Annotated in this window: 15 protein-coding genes; 7 read left to right on the top strand and 8 right to left on the bottom strand. The window is 70.3% G+C overall.

The window, feature by feature from the left end:
- Positions 1 to 6 precede the first annotated feature (6 nt).
- From PGN14_RS03165 to PGN14_RS03155, 3 genes are read right to left on the bottom strand one after another with little or no spacing between them, the layout of a single operon-like run.
- Positions 7 to 642, bottom strand: coding sequence for a heme exporter protein CcmB (locus PGN14_RS03165; protein WP_335297944.1), 636 nt, complete (start codon positions 640 to 642; stop codon positions 7 to 9).
- Positions 639 to 1,214 carry a heme ABC exporter ATP-binding protein CcmA gene (gene ccmA, locus PGN14_RS03160; RefSeq protein ID WP_335297943.1) on the bottom strand — a complete coding sequence of 192 codons (576 nt, stop codon included), beginning with the start codon at positions 1,212 to 1,214 and terminating at the stop codon, positions 639 to 641. The genes PGN14_RS03165 and ccmA overlap by 4 nt, the downstream gene beginning before the upstream one ends.
- Complete coding sequence (locus PGN14_RS03155) at positions 1,211 to 1,633, bottom strand: metallopeptidase family protein (RefSeq protein WP_443019438.1); 423 nt, start codon at positions 1,631 to 1,633, stop codon at positions 1,211 to 1,213. Before PGN14_RS03155 ends, ccmA begins: the two co-directional genes overlap by 4 nt.
- A 38-nt stretch (positions 1,634 to 1,671) precedes the next feature.
- On the opposite strand from PGN14_RS03155, the gene PGN14_RS03150 reads away from it, so the two are divergent.
- Positions 1,672 to 1,974, top strand: coding sequence for a 4a-hydroxytetrahydrobiopterin dehydratase (locus PGN14_RS03150; protein WP_335297941.1), 303 nt, complete (start codon positions 1,672 to 1,674; stop codon positions 1,972 to 1,974).
- Between the two features lie 158 nt (positions 1,975 to 2,132).
- Here PGN14_RS03150 and PGN14_RS03145 read toward each other — a convergent pair whose 3' ends face one another.
- Entirely contained in the window at positions 2,133 to 2,918 is a 786-nt protein-coding gene (locus tag PGN14_RS03145; protein WP_335297940.1) for an SDR family oxidoreductase, read from the bottom strand.
- Between the two features lie 57 nt (positions 2,919 to 2,975).
- Here PGN14_RS03145 and PGN14_RS03140 point away from each other — a divergent pair, with 57 nt between their 5' ends.
- Together PGN14_RS03140 and PGN14_RS03135 are read left to right on the top strand one after the other, a co-directional pair.
- On the top strand, positions 2,976 to 3,746 hold the full coding sequence (locus tag PGN14_RS03140) for an ATP-binding cassette domain-containing protein (RefSeq protein ID WP_335297939.1): 771 nt from the start codon (positions 2,976 to 2,978) through the stop codon (positions 3,744 to 3,746).
- On the top strand, positions 3,743 to 5,275 hold the full coding sequence (locus PGN14_RS03135) for an ABC transporter permease/substrate-binding protein (RefSeq protein ID WP_335297938.1): 1,533 nt from the start codon (positions 3,743 to 3,745) through the stop codon (positions 5,273 to 5,275). Before PGN14_RS03140 ends, PGN14_RS03135 begins: the two co-directional genes overlap by 4 nt.
- A gap of 12 nt (positions 5,276 to 5,287) precedes the next feature.
- On the opposite strand, the gene PGN14_RS03130 is transcribed toward PGN14_RS03135, so the two are convergent.
- Both PGN14_RS03130 and PGN14_RS03125 read right to left on the bottom strand, forming a co-directional pair.
- Positions 5,288 to 7,969 carry a TonB-dependent receptor gene (locus PGN14_RS03130; RefSeq protein ID WP_335297937.1) on the bottom strand — a complete coding sequence of 894 codons (2,682 nt, stop codon included), beginning with the start codon at positions 7,967 to 7,969 and terminating at the stop codon, positions 5,288 to 5,290.
- Positions 7,970 to 8,205: 236 nt separating this feature from the next.
- Positions 8,206 to 8,820 (bottom strand): class I SAM-dependent methyltransferase, encoded by a 615-nt coding sequence (locus PGN14_RS03125; protein WP_335297936.1) that lies wholly within the window; start codon positions 8,818 to 8,820, stop codon positions 8,206 to 8,208.
- Positions 8,821 to 8,997: 177 nt separating this feature from the next.
- On the opposite strand from PGN14_RS03125, the gene PGN14_RS03120 reads away from it, so the two are divergent.
- On the top strand, positions 8,998 to 10,317 hold the full coding sequence (locus PGN14_RS03120; RefSeq protein WP_335297935.1) for an MFS transporter: 1,320 nt from the start codon (positions 8,998 to 9,000) through the stop codon (positions 10,315 to 10,317).
- A gap of 91 nt (positions 10,318 to 10,408) precedes the next feature.
- On the opposite strand, the gene PGN14_RS03115 is transcribed toward PGN14_RS03120, so the two are convergent.
- Positions 10,409 to 12,718 carry a CDC48 family AAA ATPase gene (locus tag PGN14_RS03115; protein ID WP_335297934.1) on the bottom strand — a complete coding sequence of 770 codons (2,310 nt, stop codon included), beginning with the start codon at positions 12,716 to 12,718 and terminating at the stop codon, positions 10,409 to 10,411.
- Positions 12,719 to 13,019: 301 nt separating this feature from the next.
- Between PGN14_RS03115 and PGN14_RS03110 the strand changes: the two genes are divergently transcribed.
- Positions 13,020 to 13,904 carry a LysR substrate-binding domain-containing protein gene (locus PGN14_RS03110; RefSeq protein ID WP_335297933.1) on the top strand — a complete coding sequence of 295 codons (885 nt, stop codon included), beginning with the start codon at positions 13,020 to 13,022 and terminating at the stop codon, positions 13,902 to 13,904.
- A gap of 98 nt (positions 13,905 to 14,002) precedes the next feature.
- Here the strand turns inward: PGN14_RS03110 and PGN14_RS03105 are convergent, their stop codons facing one another.
- Complete coding sequence (locus PGN14_RS03105) at positions 14,003 to 14,461, bottom strand: peptidylprolyl isomerase (RefSeq protein ID WP_335297932.1); 459 nt, start codon at positions 14,459 to 14,461, stop codon at positions 14,003 to 14,005.
- Positions 14,462 to 14,582: 121 nt separating this feature from the next.
- Between PGN14_RS03105 and mgtE the strand changes: the two genes are divergently transcribed.
- Together mgtE and PGN14_RS03095 are read left to right on the top strand one after the other, a co-directional pair.
- A complete protein-coding gene (gene mgtE / locus PGN14_RS03100) occupies positions 14,583 to 15,977 on the top strand; it encodes a magnesium transporter (RefSeq protein WP_335297931.1) in 1,395 nt (464 codons plus the stop codon).
- Positions 15,978 to 16,162: 185 nt separating this feature from the next.
- The gene (locus tag PGN14_RS03095) at positions 16,163 to 16,570 is read left to right on the top strand and encodes a DUF1489 domain-containing protein (RefSeq protein ID WP_335297930.1); all 408 of its coding nucleotides are present in this window, start codon (positions 16,163 to 16,165) and stop codon (positions 16,568 to 16,570) included.
- Positions 16,571 to 16,668: the final 98 nt, after the last annotated feature.

Genomic DNA, 16,668 nt, shown 5'->3' with positions numbered 1-16,668 from the left:
GGAGCGCTACTCCATCGCCATTCGCAGCGCCGCGCCCGCCACGATCGGCCCACCGACGCTCAGCAACAGGCTGACCGCCGCCAGCAGCTTCAGCCCGCCGACGCCGCCGGCCAGCGCGCCCGCGCCGAAGATCAGCAGCGGCACCGCCAGCGGCAGCATCACCAGCCCGGCGATCGCGCCCGCGCCGCGCAATCCCGCCACCAGCGCCCCCGTCGCCACCGCCAGCGCCGCCAGCCCCGGCGTGCCGAGCAACAGCCCCGCCTCCACCAGCAGCAGCCGCTCGCCCGGCAGGTCGAGCAATCCCGCCGCCACCACCGCCGCCAGCATCAGCGGCGGCGCGAACGCCAGCCAATGCCCCAGCGTCCGCGCCGCCGCGATCGCCACCGGCGCGATGCCGCGCGCGACCAGCTGGTCGATCACCCCCGCCTCCAGATCGGGCTGCACCAGCCGCTCGACCGGCAGCAGCGCCGCGAGCAGCGCCGCCGCCCAGATCACCCCGCCGCCGACCCGCGCCAGCAATGCCGCATCCGGCCCGATCGCGAACGGGAACAGGATCGCCACCAGCAGGAAGAACGCCACCACCAGCGTCGCCCCGCCCGCGGCATAGCCGCGCCGCACGTCACGCCAGACGAGCGCGATCACAGCCGCACCTCCACCGCATCCGGCAGCGCGAACGGCTGGTGCGTCGCGGCCACCACCACGCCCCCGGTCGCGCGATGTCCCGCGATCAATTGCTCCAGCCGGGTCACCGCCGCCGCATCGAGCCCGTTGGCGGGTTCGTCGAGCAGCCATAGCGGCGCTCCCGATGCCACCACGCGCGCCAGCGCCGCGCGCCGCCGCTGCCCGGTCGACAGCAACCGCACCGGCACGTCCGCGAGGTCGTCCAGTTCCACCGCCGCGAGCGCCGCATCGACCCGCAGTTCCGGCGCACCACCCGCGTCCAGCCGCGCCCAGAAGGTCAGCGCCTCGCGCAACCGCCGCTCGCCATCCAGCGCGGCGACTTCCGCCAGCAACGCCACCGCGCCCGGCCGCTCGATCGTGCCATCCACGCGCGCCAGCCCGGCGAGCGCGCGCAACAGGCTCGACTTGCCGACGCCGTTCGGCCCCGTCACCCGCACCGCGCCACCGCGCTCGACCGCGAAGGCCAACCCCTCGCACAGCACGCGTCCGCCGCGCGCCAGCGCCAGCCCCGCAACGCGCAACCCGCCGCTCAATCGCCCACCGCCGCTTCCAGCGCGTGCATGTCGTCGTCGGACAGGCCGAAATGATGCCCGATCTCATGCACCGTCACATGCGCGATCAAATCGTCCAGCCGCACGCCGGTCTCGCACCATTCGGCCAGTATGGCCTGGCGATACAGATGGATGCGATCGGGCATCGCGCCGCTGTCGAAGGCGGATTTCTCGCCGATCGGGCGGCCGTGATAGAGGCCGGTCAACTCCAGCGGATGCTCCAGCCCCAGGTCGGCGAGCGTGGCCGCATCCGCCTCCTCCTCGACCAGCAGCACCACGTCGCCCAGATGCGCGCGAAAGGCGTCGGGCAGTCGCGCGATCGTGGCGCGCGCCACCGCCTCGAACGCATCGGCGTCGGGCGCCATGCCCATGGGGTCTTGCCGGTCCATCCCCGCCGCCATACCGCTGGCGCGACGACCGCGGCAAGGAGTGCCAAGCAATGGCCGAGACGATCCAGCAACTGAGCGAGGCGGAACGCGCCGACGCGCTCGATGGCCTGCCCGACTGGGATTACGACGATGCGCGCGACGCGATCACGCGCACCATCGTCTTCACCGATTTCGCCGAGGCGTTCGGCTTCATGACCCAGGTCGCGCTGCTCGCCGAGCGCGCCGACCACCACCCGGAATGGAGCAATGTGTGGAACCGGGTGGAGATCCTGCTCACCACCCACGACGCCGGCGGCCTGTCGGAGCGCGACATCGAACTGGCAACCGCGATCGACGGGATATTGGGCGGGTAAGGCCCGCAACCGCCCATTCGATGAACCCGCCTCTCCGTTCGTGCTGAGGAGGCATCGAGCGACGTCGAGAGGCCGTCTCGAAGCACAAGCGCAACGCATGCCCTTCGAGACGGGTCTTCGACAGGCTCAGCCCCTCCTCAGGGCGAACGGAGCGTAGATTACCGCCCCAGCGACCGTTTCGTCATCGTCGCGCGCAGTCGCCCGGGCAGCCAGCGCGTGGCGAAGGTCAGCTGGCGTGCGGTCTTGCCCACCGGCGTGTGGACGCGATCGCCGTGCACCGCGTCCCACGCCGCCTGCGCGACGGTTTCCACCGGCGTGAACTCCAGCCCCGAATCCACCACCGCCTCGCGCGCGGTGCGGTTCGTCCCCGCGACGCCGACCGACAGCAGGTTGGTATCGATGAACCCGGGCATCAGCGAGCGCACGCGGATGCCGTCCGCCGCCCATTCGGCATCCAGCGCCTCGGTCAGCCCGCGCACCGCGAACTTGGTCGCCGAATAGGCCGCCAGTCCGGCGGTGCCATAGATCGCGGAGGCAGACGCGGTATTGAGCAGGCACGCGCCGGGCGTCGCCTTCAGATACGGGTAGGACAGCCGCGCGCCATAGGCCATGCCGCGGAAATTGACGTCGATCACCCGGTCGAGCGCCTCGATCGCCATGTCGCCGAAGGGGCCGCCCGCCGCTATCCCGGCATTGTTGAACACCACGTCGACGCGCCCGTCCGTCAGCGCGGCGAACTCGGCCAGCACATGCTCCCATTCCGACGCGTCGCGCACGTCCATGACATGCGTCGAGGTGCGTTCCGCCGACAGCATCGCCGCGGTTTCGCGCAGTCCCGCCTCGCTGATATCGGCCAGCCCGACGCGCCAGCCCTTGTCGGCGAACAGCCGCGCGACCGCCCGGCCGATTCCCGATCCGCCCCCCGTCACCAGGATCGCCTTCATCGCACCCGCTCCTTATCCGCTTGTCTCCACGGCGTTCCTCGCGCATCGTCGCGGGCGATGCCAGCACAATCGACCGGTCCGGCCGTCGCGTTCGACGGCGTCACCAAGCGGTACGACGATGGCACGGTCGCGGTCGATGCGGTATCGCTGGAGATCGCGGCGGGCAGTTTCGTCGCGCTGGTCGGCACCTCGGGATCGGGCAAGTCGACGCTGCTGAAGACGGTTAACCGGCTGGTATGGCCCAGCGCCGGCCGCGTCGCGCTGGACGGCGCCGACGTCGCGACGGAGCCGGCGCCCCTGCTGCGCCGCCGGATCGGCTATGTCTTCCAGAACGTCGGGCTGTTCCCGCATTTGACCGTCGCCGACAATGTCGCGATGCCGCTGACGCTGGTCGGGCGGCGCGATCCGGAGCGCGTCGCGGCGATGCTGGAACTGGTCGAGCTGCCCGCCGCGCTGGCGACGCGGATGCCTGCGGACCTGTCGGGCGGGCAGCGCCAGCGCGTCGGCGTCGCGCGCGCGCTGGTGGCGGGGCCGGGACTGTTGCTGATGGACGAGCCGTTCGGCGCGCTCGATCCCGTCACGCGCGAGGCGCTGGCTGCGGCGGTCCGGCGGCTCCACGACGATCTGTCGCTGACCACGATCATGGTCACGCACGACATGGCGGAGGCGCTGCTGACCGCCGATCGCGTGCTGGTGATGGAGCGCGGCCGCATCGTCGCCGATGCCACGCCCGCCGCGATGCTGGCGGGCGAGGGCGGCGCGGCGGCGGACGCCTTGGTGGCGGTGCCGCGCGATCAGGCGCGCCGGCTGGCGGACCTCGCCCGATGACCGAGGCGTTCGCGCGCGTGCCGCAACTGGCGGCGCAGCACCTCCTGCTGGCGATGGCGGCGCTGCTCCTCGCCCTCGCCATCGCCTTGCCGCTCGGCATTCGCGCCGCGCGCGCGCCGCGGCTGGCGGGCGTGGTGCTGGGGTTCGCCAGCCTGGTGCAGACGATCCCCAGCCTCGCGCTGCTCGCGCTCTTCTATCCCGTGCTGCTGTGGCTGTCGGGGCTGGTGGGCGGCGGCATCCCCGCGCTCGGCTTCCTGCCCGCGCTGCTGGCGCTGACGCTCTATGCGCTGCTGCCGATCGTGCGCAATCTCGTCACCGGGCTGACCGGGCTGGACCCGGCGGTGCTGGAGGCGGCGGACGGCATCGGCATGACACGCACGCAGAAATTGTGGCGGGTGGAGGCGCCGCTGGTGCTGCCGGTCGTCATGGCCGGCGTGCGCACCGCGGCGGTGTGGACGATCGGCGCGGCGACGCTGTCGACCACGGTGGGACAGCCGAGCCTGGGCGACCTGATCTTCGCCGGATTGCAGACACAAGCGTGGACGCTGGTGATCGCGGGCTGCGTCGCCGCCGCCGCGCTGGCGCTGGCGGTCGATGCGCTGCTGGGACTGGCCGAGCGGGCGGCGGGGCGGCGGCGCTGGCCGTGGGTCTGGGGCGTCGGCGCGGTCCTGCTGATCGCCGCGATCGCCGCCAGCGCGCCGCTATGGCCGCGCGGCGACGGCCACGACCGCACCGTCGTGGTCGGTGCCAAGAACTTCTCGGAGCAATATATCCTCGCCCGGCTGATCGGCGCGCGGCTGGAACGCGCGGGCTATACCGTCAGCTATCGCGACGGGCTCGGCTCCGCGGTCGCGTTCGGCGCGGTCGCGGGGGGCAGTATCGACGTCTATGTCGATTATGCCGGCACGATCTGGACCGGCGCGATGGCGCGGCGCGACGTGATCCCGCGCGCGGCGCAGGTGCGCGCGATCGCCGATTGGGCGCAAAAGTCGCGCGGCGTCACTTTATTGGGGTCGCTGGGGTTCGAGAATGCCTATGCCTTCGCGATGCGCGGGCGCGACGCGCGCGCGAAGGGGATCGCGACGCTCGCCGATCTGGTCCCCGCCGCCCCCACGCTGGCACTGGGCGCCGACCTGGAATTCCTCGATCGCCCCGAATGGGCGGCGATCCGGCGCGCCTATCCGCTGCGCTTCGCCTCCGCCACGCCGTACAGCCCGACCTTCATGTACCGCGCGCTGGCGAGCGGGCGCGCCGATGTCATCAGCGCCTTCTCCTCGGACGGGCGCATCGCCGCCGACGGGCTGACCGTGCTGCGCGATCCGAAGGGGGCGATCCCGGGCTATGACGCGATCCTGCTGGTCGCGCCGGCGCGTCGCGACGACGCGCGCTTCCGCGAGGCGCTGCGCCCGCTGATCGGCCGCATCCCGGTGACCGCGATGCGCGAGGCCAATTACCGCGTCGATCGCGACCGCGACAAGCAGACGCCCGAGGCCGCCGCCGCGTGGCTGGCACAGCGGGTGGGACTGTAATCCCCCTCAACGTCAGAAGAACAGCTTGCGCACCGACACCCGCACCGTCCGCCCGATCGGGTCGAGATAGCCCGGCTGGAACCCGATCGGCACCGCGCCCGCGGCATCGGTCACCCGCTGGCGCGTGTTGAACATATTGTCGAGTTGCAGCGTCACGCGCATCCCGCGCATCCACGGATGCGCGCGCACCCGGTCGATATCGCCGCCCAGATCGGCGAACAGCCGCAGGTTGGCGGTCGCCAGGCTGCCGAAGTCCAGCGTCTGCGGCGCCGCCGCGGTGCCGCCGGCGACCCGCGTCGCGCTCTGGAAATTGACCGACAGCCGCGCGCCCAGCCCGTTGTTGACATAGCCCGCCTGCCCCTCCAGCTCGTGGCGCGGCTGCCCGCCCGCGCTACCGATCGCATCGCCGCGCAACAGGTCCAGCACCGGGCCGCCGTCCGCCACCGTCACCCGCTCGGTCAGATGCCAGGTGTGGTATAGCGCGAACTGCACGCGTCCGCCGGCCTGCCCCCCGCGTCCGCCGCCGCCGAAGCGACCGAACCCGCCGCCCCCGCGCCCGCCACCGCCGCCCGCGCCATCGCGTGGGCGGGCGCCGCCGGGCGGGCGCAGCCCCGCGAACGGGTTCGGCCCGGTGCCGGCACGGAACGCCTCCAGCTCCTTCTGAATCTTCGACTTTAGCCGGAACGACATGTTGATGCCGTAGCGCAGCTGCGATCGCTCGCTCCGCGCGAAGTTGATCGGGCGCGAATCGATCCGCAGCAGGTCGTTGGTCACCGGATCGCGCGTGAAGCGGTCGGGAAAAGCACGCTCGATCGCCGCGGTCGCGCTGGGGAAGGCGGCGATCGGATCGTCGGTCGACTGGCGCGTGTAATCGGCACGAACGTTGATATCGCGCGCGCTCCACGGCTTGATCTCCAGCCCCAGTTTCAGCGCGTGGCGGTTGTCCGCGATCAATCGCGCGTTGCCGCCGGTCACCGTCGTCACGGTCGCGGTCGTGCCCTGGACATAGTCGAACACGCGCACGCCGGGCGTCGTCACCTGCGGATTGCCCAGCTGCTGTGCGGTCGGCGCCTCGTCCTGATCGGTGACCGAGGCGAGCAACCGCACGCCGTCGAGCGGCGCCCAGTTGAGGCCATAGCCCAGCGTCCACAGCGTGCCGAAGTCCGACAGGCGGTCGACCGCGGCATTGCCGTTGAGCGACAGCTTGCCCAGAAACGGCAGCACGTCCGCGCTGCGGCTGGCGATCGGCAGGTCGAGGTTCCATTGCGCATTGGCGACGTCGCGCCCGATGTCGCCCGGCGTCAGCACCCCGCCACGCACCGTGCGGCTGGTGAAGTCGCTGGTGGAGGCGCCGATGCGCAGGCTGGTGCTGGCGTCGCCGGCGGGCAGCGCGAACAACGGCCCGCTGACCAGAGTATCCACCCCCGCCGATGTCGCGACGGAGCGCGCCATATTGTCCGGCAGCCGCGCCAGCGCGAGCGGGCCATAGGGGTTGGCGGTCGGATCGTTCGCCGCCAGCCGCGCGGCGAAGGCGGTGGTGTCCAGCCCCGCCTGCGTCACCGTATCGCTGCTGTCGCGATCGACGGTGCCGGTCACCGACCAGCGCCAGCGGCCCTTGTCGCCGTTCAGCGTCGCCCCCAGGTGCAGGTCGGTCGTGCCGACGCGCTGCGTCAACGCGCCCTGATCGTCGAACGCGCGCGCGACCGTGACGCCGTCCGCAAAGGGCGAGAAGGGATTGCCCGCCGGCAGCGCCAGCGCGACCGACGGCAGCCCGCGCAGCGCGAGCGTCGTGGTCCGGTCCACCGTCGCGTTCAGGCTGGCGGCGACATCGCCGAAGATGGTGGTGGCATAGGTGCCGTTGGCGGAGAAGGTGCGTTGCTCCGGGAGCAGGGTGCGATAGGCGCCCGCATCGGTGGCATGGGGCGTGGCGAGGAAATCGCCCAACGCCGGCGCGCGGGTCGCCGCGCTCGCGGGCACGCCCGCGACCTGCCCCAGCCCGCCGCCCAGCGTAGTGCCGCGCGCGGCGACGACATTGCCGGCCACCGCCGCGTTGCTCGCCGGCTGGACGATATTGCGCTCGTCCTCGGTCAGCGCATCGGCGCGGCTGTATTCCAGGTGCAGGTTGACGCGGCCGTTGTTGCGGATGCGCAGCAGGTCCAGCTCGCCCTGCGGCTGGTGGCGCCCGCCCTCGGTCGCGATGCGGTCCTCCGCCTCCGCGGTCACCGCGCGGAAACGGCGGCGCAGGACGAAGTTCACCACGCGCTGGTCGGCACGATAGCCGTATTTCAGCGCCACTTCCTCGGGCAGGATATCGACCCGCGCGATCGCCTCGGTAGGCAGGTTGCGGATCTCCTGAAAGCCGGAGATGCGCCGTCCGTTGAGCAGCACCACCGGCGCCCCGCCCGCGCCGCGCCCCGACGCGGTCTGCGGCGCCAGTTCGTTGAGCAGTTCGCTGACCGAGCCGACGCCGTAGCTGCGGATGTCGGCGGGCGACAATTGCTGTTCGGGGGTGATGTCCCCGATCACCGCGCCCGGTTGCGATCGCGATCCGGTGACGACGATGTCGGGGCCGCCCTCCTCCTCGTCCTCGTCCGATGCGGGCGCCGGCGCGGGCGCCTGTCTGGCGGGCGCCGCGGTCTGCGCATGGACCGGGACGGCCGCGACACCGGCGAGCAGGAGGAGGGAAAGGCGCATCGGCAACTCCGTGGGGAAACGGAGCGCCGCGCTACGGCGCAAATGTCGCAGGATTATGCCGAGGGGCGTGTCCGGGGCATGGCGCCCCAACCGTCAACAATCCCCGTTCGTCTCGCGTAGGAATCGAGCCTGCCGAGATCCCGTATCGAGAGTCATGGACCGGCGGCCCCATCTCTCGATACGCCGCCTCGACAAGCTCGACGACTATTCGAGACGAACGGACGATGGTCTCGTTCCTATTCCTTCCAGCCCCAGTAAAGCTGCGCGGGCGGCACGTTCCACCATTCCATGTCATGGTCGATGCGCGGAAAATGCGGTGCGATGAAGTCGCGCACCTTGGGGCTGAACTGATAGACCAGAAAGGCGCCGCCGGGGCGGATCACGCGCTGCGTCGCGGCGGCGATCGCCGGGCCGACGCCATCGGGCAGCGTGGAGAACGGCAATCCCGACAGCACATAGTCGGCGGCATCGTGCCCGTGTTCGGCGACGATCCGCTCGACATCCGCCGCCGAGCCATGGACCGCGACGAAGCGGCTGTCGGTGATGGTGTGGTTGAGGTAGCGGATGAAGTCCGCATTGGTGTCGATCGCGATCAGCGTCGCGTCGGGCGCCATCTTCTCCAGGATCGGGCGACAGAAGGTGCCGACGCCGGGGCCGTATTCCACGAACAGCTTCGTGTTCGCCCAGTCGACCGGCCCCAGCATCTTCGCGATCAGCCGGTCGGACGACGGGATGATCGACCCGACCATCACCGGATGCTTCAGGAAACCTTGGAAGAACATCTGCCAGGGGCCGGGCACGCCGGAGGCTCTGCTGCGGCCGCGCCGCATGGCGTTGGTCGAACTAGGCATGTGGAAAGATACGACTCCAATCCCCTGGACGATGACACGGCCGTGTCATCGCGATGACGAACGCCTTTCCGGCGACACGGTTGCCTTAGCGGGGTTGCGCCCCGCTCCCAAGCGCCTAATCGCTGTCGGGCGCCGTACCAAAAGGACGCGCGAGCAACAGGGGAGACGAAGACAAGGATGCGCCGCGGCTTCGATTCCACCTTCGTCCTGATGTTCCTGGTCATGCTGACGAGCGCGGCGGGCAATACCGCGCTGCAATCGGTGCTGCCCGCGCTGGGCCGGTCGCTGGGCGTCAAGGATTCCGCGGTCGCCGCGGCCTTTTCCGTGTCCGCGCTGCTGTGGGTGGTCGCAGCACCCTTCTGGGCCAACCGCTCCGACCGGCACGGGCGGCGCGTGATGATCCTGCTCGGCATGGGCGGCTTCTGTCTCAGCCTGCTGCTGTGCGGCGTGTTCCTGATGATGGGCATCAACGCGATGATCGGCGGGACGACCGCCTTCCTGCTCTTCATCCTGGGGCGGCTGATCTACGGCACGTTCGGCTCCGCCGCGCCGCCCGCGGTGCAGGCGCTGGTCGCGGGCAACACCACGCGCGAGGAGAGGACGCGCGCGCTCACGCTGCTCGCCTCCGCCTTCGGGCTGGGGACGATCATGGGGCCGGCGATCGCGCCCTATCTGATCCTGGGGCAGATCGGCACGCTGCACGTCGGGCTCGCCGGGCCGGCGTTCGTCTTCGCCGCCTTCGGCGCGGTCATGTTCCTGCTGGTGCGCACCCGCCTGCCCGACGATCGCGGGCTGGGCGCGGAGGCGCATGGCGCGGCCAACGCCTATCCCTCGATCGGCGGCCAACCCAGCGGCGCCAGCGTGCGCGCCGCCATCGCGCCCAAGGGGACGCAGGTCGGCTATTTCGACCTGCGCATCCGCACCTGGATGATGGCCGGGCTGGTGATGGGGCATGCGCAGGCGATGACCAGCCAGGCGATCGGCTTTCTGGTGATCGACCGCATGAACCTGCCGCCCGCGCATGCGCTGGAATCGACCGGGCTGGTGCTGATGATGGGCGCGGGCGCGTCGCTGCTGGCGCAATGGGGGCTGATCCCGCTGCTCAACCTGCGGCCGCGCGCGCTGGTGCTGACGGGACTGGTGCTCGCCGCCTTCGGCACCGCGCTGACCGGGCTGGCGCCGTCGCTGTACGGCATCGCCACCGCCTATGCGCTCGCCAGCCTGGGGTTCGGCTTCACCCGCCCCGGCTTCACCGCCGGCTCCAGCCTCGCGGTCGGGCCGGAATCGCAGGGGTCGGTCGCGGGCAAGGTCACCAGCATCAACGGCGCCAGCTTCGTGCTCGGCCCGTCGATCGGCGTGGGATTGTACCAGATCACCCATGCGCTGCCCTATGTCGTGGCGGGCGCGGCCTGCGTGATCCTGTTCGTCTGGTGCTGGTTCGCGCTGCGCGATCCGGCGCCGCCGGAGGTGGTGAGCTTCGACGATCCGGTGGTGTAGCCCGTCATCCCGGGCTTGACCCGGGATCCCGCTTCTTCCTCTCTACCCGGCGAGAAAGCGGGACCCCGGGTCAAGCCCGGGGTGACGGCGGTCAATCGCTCCCCTTCGGCCCTCTCGGCGTCAGCTGCCCCGGCATGATGAAGCCCAGCGGCTGGATCGCATTCGCCTCCTGCTTCAGCTTCGCCGCCATCTGCTGATAATCGCGCTCCACCTCCGGCGTGACGCTGGCGCGGCTTTCCTCCAGCGCGCGCTCGAAATGCACCTGCGTCACCTGTCGCGTGTCGAGCGATTCGCGCAACGCGACCAGACCTGCACGCCGCACCACATCCTCCAGATCGGCACCCGTGAAGCGCTCGGTCCGCGCCGCGATCGCGTCGAGGTCGACGTCGTCGGCCAGCGGCATCTTCTGCGTCTGGATCGCCAGAATACGCCGCCGCCCGTCCGCGCTGGGCACGCCGACATAGATCAGCTCGTCGAACCGCCCCGGCCGCAACAGCGCGGGGTCGACCAGATTGGGGCGGTTGGTCGCGCCGATCACGACGACAGACTGGAGTTCCTCCAGCCCGTCCATCTCGGCCAGGATGGTGTTCACCACCCGCTCGGTCACCTGCGGCTCGCCCAGCCCGCCGCCGCGCGCGGGCACCAGCGAATCGAGTTCGTCGATGAAGATCACGCACGGCGCCACCTGCCGCGCGCGCTGGAACAGCCGCGCGATCTGCTGCTCGCTCTCGCCATACCATTTGCTCAGCAGGTCGCTCGACTTGGTGGCGATGAAATTCGCCTCCGCCTCGCGCGCGACCGCCTTCGCCAGCAGCGTCTTGCCGGTGCCGGGCGGGCCGTACAGCAGGAACCCCTTGGCCGGGCGAATGCCCAGCCGCCGGAACGCGTCGGGATCCTTCAGCGGCAGCTCGACGCCTTCCTTCAGCCGCATCTGCGCATCGTCCAGCCCGCCGACGTCGCTCCATTTCGTCGTCGGCGCCTGCACCATCACCTCGCGCATCGCGCTCGGCTGGACGCGCTTGAGCGCCTCCATGAAATCCTCGCGCGTCACCGCCAGCGTGTCGAGCACCTCGGGCGGGATCGTGCGATCCTCCAGATTCAGCCGCGGCATCATGCGGCGCACCGTCTCGATCGCCGCCTCGCGCGTCAGCGCGGCGAGGTCCGCACCGACGAAGCCGAAGGTGGTGCGTGCCAGCTCGCCCAGATCGACCTTGTCGCCCAGCGGCATGCCGCGGGTGTGGATGCCCAGGATCTCGCGCCGCCCGCGCTCGTCGGGCACGCCGACGATGATCTCGCGGTCGAACCGGCCGGGCCGCCGCAGCGCCTCGTCGATCGCCTCCGGCCGGTTGGTCGCCGCGATCACCACCAGATTGGCGCGCGCCTCCAGCCCGTCCATCAACGTCAGCAGCTGCGCGACGACGCGCTTCTCCGCCTCGCCCGACACCTGCCCGCGCTTGGGCGCGATCGAATCGATCTCGTCGATGAAGACGATCGAGGGGGCGTTCTTGGTCGCTTCCTCGAACACCTGGCGCAGCCGCTGTTCCGACTCGCCATAGGCCGATCCCATGATCTCCGGCCCGTTGATCAGGAAGAATTGCGCATCGCTCTCGTTCGCGACCGCGCGCGCCAGCCGCGTCTTGCCGGTGCCGGGCGGGCCGTGGAGCAGCACCCCCTTGGGCGGATCGACGCCCAGCCGCTGGAACAGCTCGGGGTAGCGCAGCGGCAGCTCGACCATCTCGCGCAGCTGGTCGATCGTCCCGGCCATGCCGCCGATGTCGTCATAGGTGACGTCGGCGCGCCGCGTCGCCTCCGGCTCGGTATATTCGGGACGCAGCTCGATCTCGGTGTTCTCGTCGATATGCACCACGCCCTTGGGCGCGGCGGAGACGACGGTCAGGCGGATTTCCTGCAACGCATAGGCCGGCGCATTGACGAACCGCTCCATTCCGGGCGGCATGTTCTGCACCCGCTGGTGCCCCGCGGTCGCGACCACATCGCCCGCGCACAGCGGCCGGCCGAAGAAGGTGCGCTTCAGCGCGTTGGTCGATCCCTGCAACCGCAGGTTCTGCTGCGCGGGGGCGAAGACGACGCGCGTCGCCGCCTTGCTTTCCACCTTGCGCACCGCGACGAAATCGCCCGAGCCGACGCCGGCATTGGCGCGCTGCAACCCGTCGATGCGCAGCAGCTCCAGCCCCTCGTCCTCGGCATAGGGGCCGACCGCGCGCGCCGGCGTCGTCTTCTTGCCGACGATCTCCACCACATCGCCGTCGGTGATGCCCAGCTGCGCCATGATCGAGCGCGGCAGATGCGCGACGCCGCGCCCGCTATCCTCCGGGCGCGCATTCGCGACCTGTAGCCTGATCGCCTTTTCGTCCGCTGCCCTGTCCTCGGCGTCGGCCATGCCGCTTCCTTCCATCGACCCGTCGTTCGTCAACGAGCGCGGAAGATAGGGCGCCGGTTCCCGAATGCACCCGCCACCGGCCGGGCGCACGAAAAAAAGGCCGATCGCGAACGACCGGCCCATGAAAGTTTTATAGGAGAGGATGCCTGAAAGGCACGCTCTATGTGCAGTGCAGCATCATGCTTTGCAATTGCGAAATTATTCGCTACAGTTGCAAATATTGCAGGTGTGGGCACACGGGGCTTGCCCTGCGGAAACCGAGTTGCATGATGCACCGCACAACGATCTTGCACGGAGTCCGATGCGCCGCCTGCCGCCCCTGACCGCCATCGAGGCTTTCGTCGCGGTCGCACGGCTGGGTTCGATCAAGGCGGCGGCGCAGGAGCTGGCGCTGTCCGCGCCCGCGCTCAGCCGCCGCATTCAGACGCTGGAGCGCTTCCTGGCGCGCCCGCTGTTCGACCGTCGTCATCAGGCGATGGTTCCCAATGCCGATGGCGAGCGGCTGCTGTCGGCGATCGCACCGGCGCTCGACGGGCTGTCCGACGCGATCGAATCGATGACCAGCGGCACCGACGTGCTGCGGCTGCGGCTGGGCGTGCTGCCGCTCTATGCCTCGCAGCGGCTGTTCCCGCGGCTGGCGGACCTGCGCGCCGCGCATCCCGAGCTGCACCTCGACATCGACACCGCCGCCAATGCGATCGGCCGGCTGGGCGAGGGGCTGGACGCGGTCATCGTGCTGGCGCGCGATATCGATCCCACGCTGTATGCGGAGCGGCTGGACCGCAACATGGTCTATCCGATCGCGGCACGCCGGCTGGTGGAGGGCGACGATCCGCTGGTCCGCCCGGAACAGCTCGCCGACCATACGGTGCTGCTCCACCGCGAGATGATCGACACGTTCGTGGCGTGGCGTCATGCCGCCGGGCTGGGCGGGATCGAGCCCGCCGCGATCGACTATTTCGATTCGGGCGCGCTGATGCTGGAGGCGGCGGCGCAGGGGCTGGGCGTGGCGTTCATGCACGAAAGCCATTTCCACGACGCCAACGATCCGCGTCTGGTCAAGCTGTTCGATATCGATGTGACCAGCCCGTACAGCTACTGGTTCGCCTGTCGCCCGCGCGCGTTGCAGACGAAGCCGGTACGGCTGTTCCGCGACTGGCTGATCGCGACGCTGCGCGAGGCGTGAGAACCCCGTCACCCCGGACGTGATCCGGGGTCCCGCTTGTCTCCAGCGTCGCAGAAGAAGCGGGACCCCGGCTCAAGGCCGGGGTGACGGAGGGCGGCTTATTCCGCCTTCATGCTCACGATCTTGCCCGGGTTCGCGGGCGGCTCGCCCTTGGGCAGCGCGTCGATCAGCTCCATGCCCTCGGTCACCTCGCCCCACACGGTATATTGCCCGTCGAGGAAGCGCGCGTCGTCGAAGCAGATGAAGAATTGCGAGTTCGCGCTGTTGGGATCCATCGTGCGCGCCATCGAGCACACGCCGCGCACGTGCGGCTCCTTGTTGAATTCCTGCTTCAGGTTCGGCTTGGACGAGCCGCCGGTGCCATTGTGGTTCCCGCCGTCGCCGCCCTGCGCCATGAAGCCGGGGATCACGCGGTGGAACGGCACGCCGTCATAGAAGCCTTCGTTCGCCAGCTCGGCGATGCGCTGCACATGGTTCGGCGCCAGGTCGGGGCGCAGCTTGATCGTGACGTCGCCGTCGTCGAGCGTCATCGTCAGCGTGGAATAGGTATCGGCCATGGGAATCCTTTCGGGACAGATGCCGCGCAGGTAGTGATGCGGGCGCCCGCTGGCAAATCGCCAGAGGCCGCGCTAGGGCCGCCCCTGCAGCTACAAGCACGCGGCAACAGGGAGGCGGCCCATGAGCGACACCGAGCTTCCCGTGGCGGAGGACACCCGGCTGGACGAGGACGACCGGCTGAAGCCGGAGTTCGTCTCCGCGGTGCTCGACGCGGTCGAGGAGGGCGATGCGGAGGCCGCGCGCGCGCTGGTCGAGCCGCTCCACCCCGCCGATATCGCCGACCTGTTCGAGCTGACGCCGGAGGAGCGCCGCAAGGATCTGGCCGCCGCGATCGCGGACCTGGTCGACGCGGACGTGTTCGCGGAGATGAACGATTACGTCCGCGAGGACCTGATCGACGCGCTCGACGCGCGCCAGGTCGCGGACATCGCCAGCGAACTCGATACCGACGACGCGGTCGCGATCATCGAGGACATGGAGCCGGAGGACCAGCGCGAGGTCCTGCGCGCGATGGAGCCGGACGATCGCGCCGCGATCGAGGAAGCGCTGTCCTATCCGGAGGAATCCGCCGGCCGCCTGATGCAGCGCGACCTGGTCGCGGTGCCGGAACATTGGACCGTCGGCGACGTGCTCGACTATCTGCGCGGGCATGACGAGCTGACCACCGACTTCTGGGAGATCTTCGTCGTCGATCCGGGGCACCGCCCGATCGGCACCTGCGCCTTGTCGTGGATCCTGCGCACCCCGCGCGGCATTCCGATCGGCGACGTCATGAAGCGCGAGCAGACGCTGATCCCGGTCGACATGGACCAGGAAGAGGTGGCGCTGCGCTTCCAGAAATATGCGCTGATCTCCGCCGCGGTGACGGATGCGTCGGGGCGGCTGGTCGGCATGATCACCGTCGACGACGTCGTCCACATTATCCAGGAAGAGGCGGGCGAGGACACGCTGCGCCTCGCGGGCGCGGGCGACGGCGACATCAACGAGCCGATCGCGGTGACGGTGCGCACCCGCGTCGCTTGGCTGGTGGTCAATCTGGGCGCGACGATCCTGTCGGCCTCGGTCGTCGGACTGTTCCAGGGCGAGATCGCGCGCTTCGCGCTGCTCGCCGCGCTGATGCCGATCGTCTCCGCGCTGGGCGGCAATGCGGGGACGCAGACGCTGGCGGTGATGGTCCGCGCGATCGCCACCAACCAGCTGACCAGTTCCAACACCGTCCGGATGCTGTTCCGCGAGTTCCGCGTCGCGATCTGCAACGGCATCGCGCTGGGCGCGGTGGGCGCGATCGGCAGCTATGTGCTGCTGGGCAATGGCGGGCTGTCGATCGTGTTCGCGCTGGCGATGATGATCAACTCGGTCGTCGCCGGGCTGGTCGGCGTGGTCGTGCCGGTGGCGCTGGACAAGGCGAACGTCGATCCCGCGGTGTCATCCGCGGTGTTCGTGACGACCGCGACGGACGTGATGGGGTTCCTGTCGTTCCTGGGCCTCGCAACCCTGTGGGGTCTGGGAGGGTAACGCCCTGCTTGCTCCCCTCCCTTTCAAGGGAGGGGCTGGGGGTGGGTGGCGTCCTGATGGTACGGAAGGGTTGGCGTGAAGCTCGACCGTATCACGGTCACGCCACCCACCCCCGACCCCTCCCTCGAAGGGAGGGGAGCTATCGCGCCTTGCACCCCCGCACCCCCTCCCCCACATCGCGCGTAATGCCGCTCCATCTCACCAAGGTCGCCTTCGGCGCCGCCAGCGTCGACCTGCTCGCCGAGCGACTGGCGGCACGCGCGGAGGCGGGACCGGTGTTCCTGACGACCCGCTACCTCCCCAAACGGCACGAGGAGATCGCCGGAGCCGGCTCGCTCTTCTGGATCATCAAGCACCAGCTGGTCGCGCGCTCGCCGATCCTGTCGTTCGGCGACGCCGAGGGGGGACGCATCGCGATCCACATCGACCCCGCGCTGCGGCTGGTACAGGCCCGGCCGAAGCGCGCGCACCAGGGCTGGCGCTATCTGGAAGGCGTCGAGGCCCCGGTCGATCTGGGCGGGGAGGCGGCCGACGGCCTCGCCGCGATGCCGCCCGCGCTGGTCGGGCGGCTGAGCGAACTGGCGCTGATCTGATCCGTCGCCCCGACCACGTCATCCCAGCGAAGGCTGGGATCTTCCGCGGCTCCTGCCCCGATCCACCACCACAAGGCCCCGGCCTGCGCCGGGGCGAC

This window comes from Sphingomonas adhaesiva, assembly GCF_036946305.1.
In the GTDB taxonomy this organism is placed as follows: Bacteria; Pseudomonadota; Alphaproteobacteria; order Sphingomonadales; family Sphingomonadaceae; genus Sphingomonas; species Sphingomonas adhaesiva_B.
The sequence above is the reverse complement of the archived record's forward strand: the minus strand, read 5'-3'. Positions and strand labels throughout refer to the sequence as shown.

Excerpts from the sequence above, each read along its gene's own strand:
- PGN14_RS03105 (WP_335297932.1), bottom strand. The coding sequence starts at position 14,461 with ATGGCCGATACCTATTCCACGCTGACGATGACGCTCGACGACGGCGAC.
- PGN14_RS03115 (WP_335297934.1), bottom strand. The coding sequence starts at position 12,718 with ATGGCCGACGCCGAGGACAGGGCAGCGGACGAAAAGGCGATCAGGCTA.
- mgtE (WP_335297931.1), top strand. The coding sequence starts at position 14,583 with ATGAGCGACACCGAGCTTCCCGTGGCGGAGGACACCCGGCTGGACGAG.
- PGN14_RS03155 (WP_443019438.1), bottom strand. The coding sequence starts at position 1,633 with ATGGCGGCGGGGATGGACCGGCAAGACCCCATGGGCATGGCGCCCGAC.
- PGN14_RS03110 (WP_335297933.1), top strand. The coding sequence starts at position 13,020 with ATGCGCCGCCTGCCGCCCCTGACCGCCATCGAGGCTTTCGTCGCGGTC.
- PGN14_RS03135 (WP_335297938.1), top strand. The coding sequence starts at position 3,743 with ATGACCGAGGCGTTCGCGCGCGTGCCGCAACTGGCGGCGCAGCACCTC.
- PGN14_RS03145 (WP_335297940.1), bottom strand. The coding sequence starts at position 2,918 with ATGAAGGCGATCCTGGTGACGGGGGGCGGATCGGGAATCGGCCGGGCG.
- PGN14_RS03120 (WP_335297935.1), top strand. The coding sequence starts at position 8,998 with ATGCGCCGCGGCTTCGATTCCACCTTCGTCCTGATGTTCCTGGTCATG.
- PGN14_RS03095 (WP_335297930.1), top strand. The coding sequence starts at position 16,163 with ATGCCGCTCCATCTCACCAAGGTCGCCTTCGGCGCCGCCAGCGTCGAC.
- PGN14_RS03125 (WP_335297936.1), bottom strand. The coding sequence starts at position 8,820 with ATGCCTAGTTCGACCAACGCCATGCGGCGCGGCCGCAGCAGAGCCTCC.
- PGN14_RS03130 (WP_335297937.1), bottom strand. The coding sequence starts at position 7,969 with ATGCGCCTTTCCCTCCTCCTGCTCGCCGGTGTCGCGGCCGTCCCGGTC.
- PGN14_RS03150 (WP_335297941.1), top strand. The coding sequence starts at position 1,672 with ATGGCCGAGACGATCCAGCAACTGAGCGAGGCGGAACGCGCCGACGCG.
- PGN14_RS03140 (WP_335297939.1), top strand. The coding sequence starts at position 2,976 with ATGCCAGCACAATCGACCGGTCCGGCCGTCGCGTTCGACGGCGTCACC.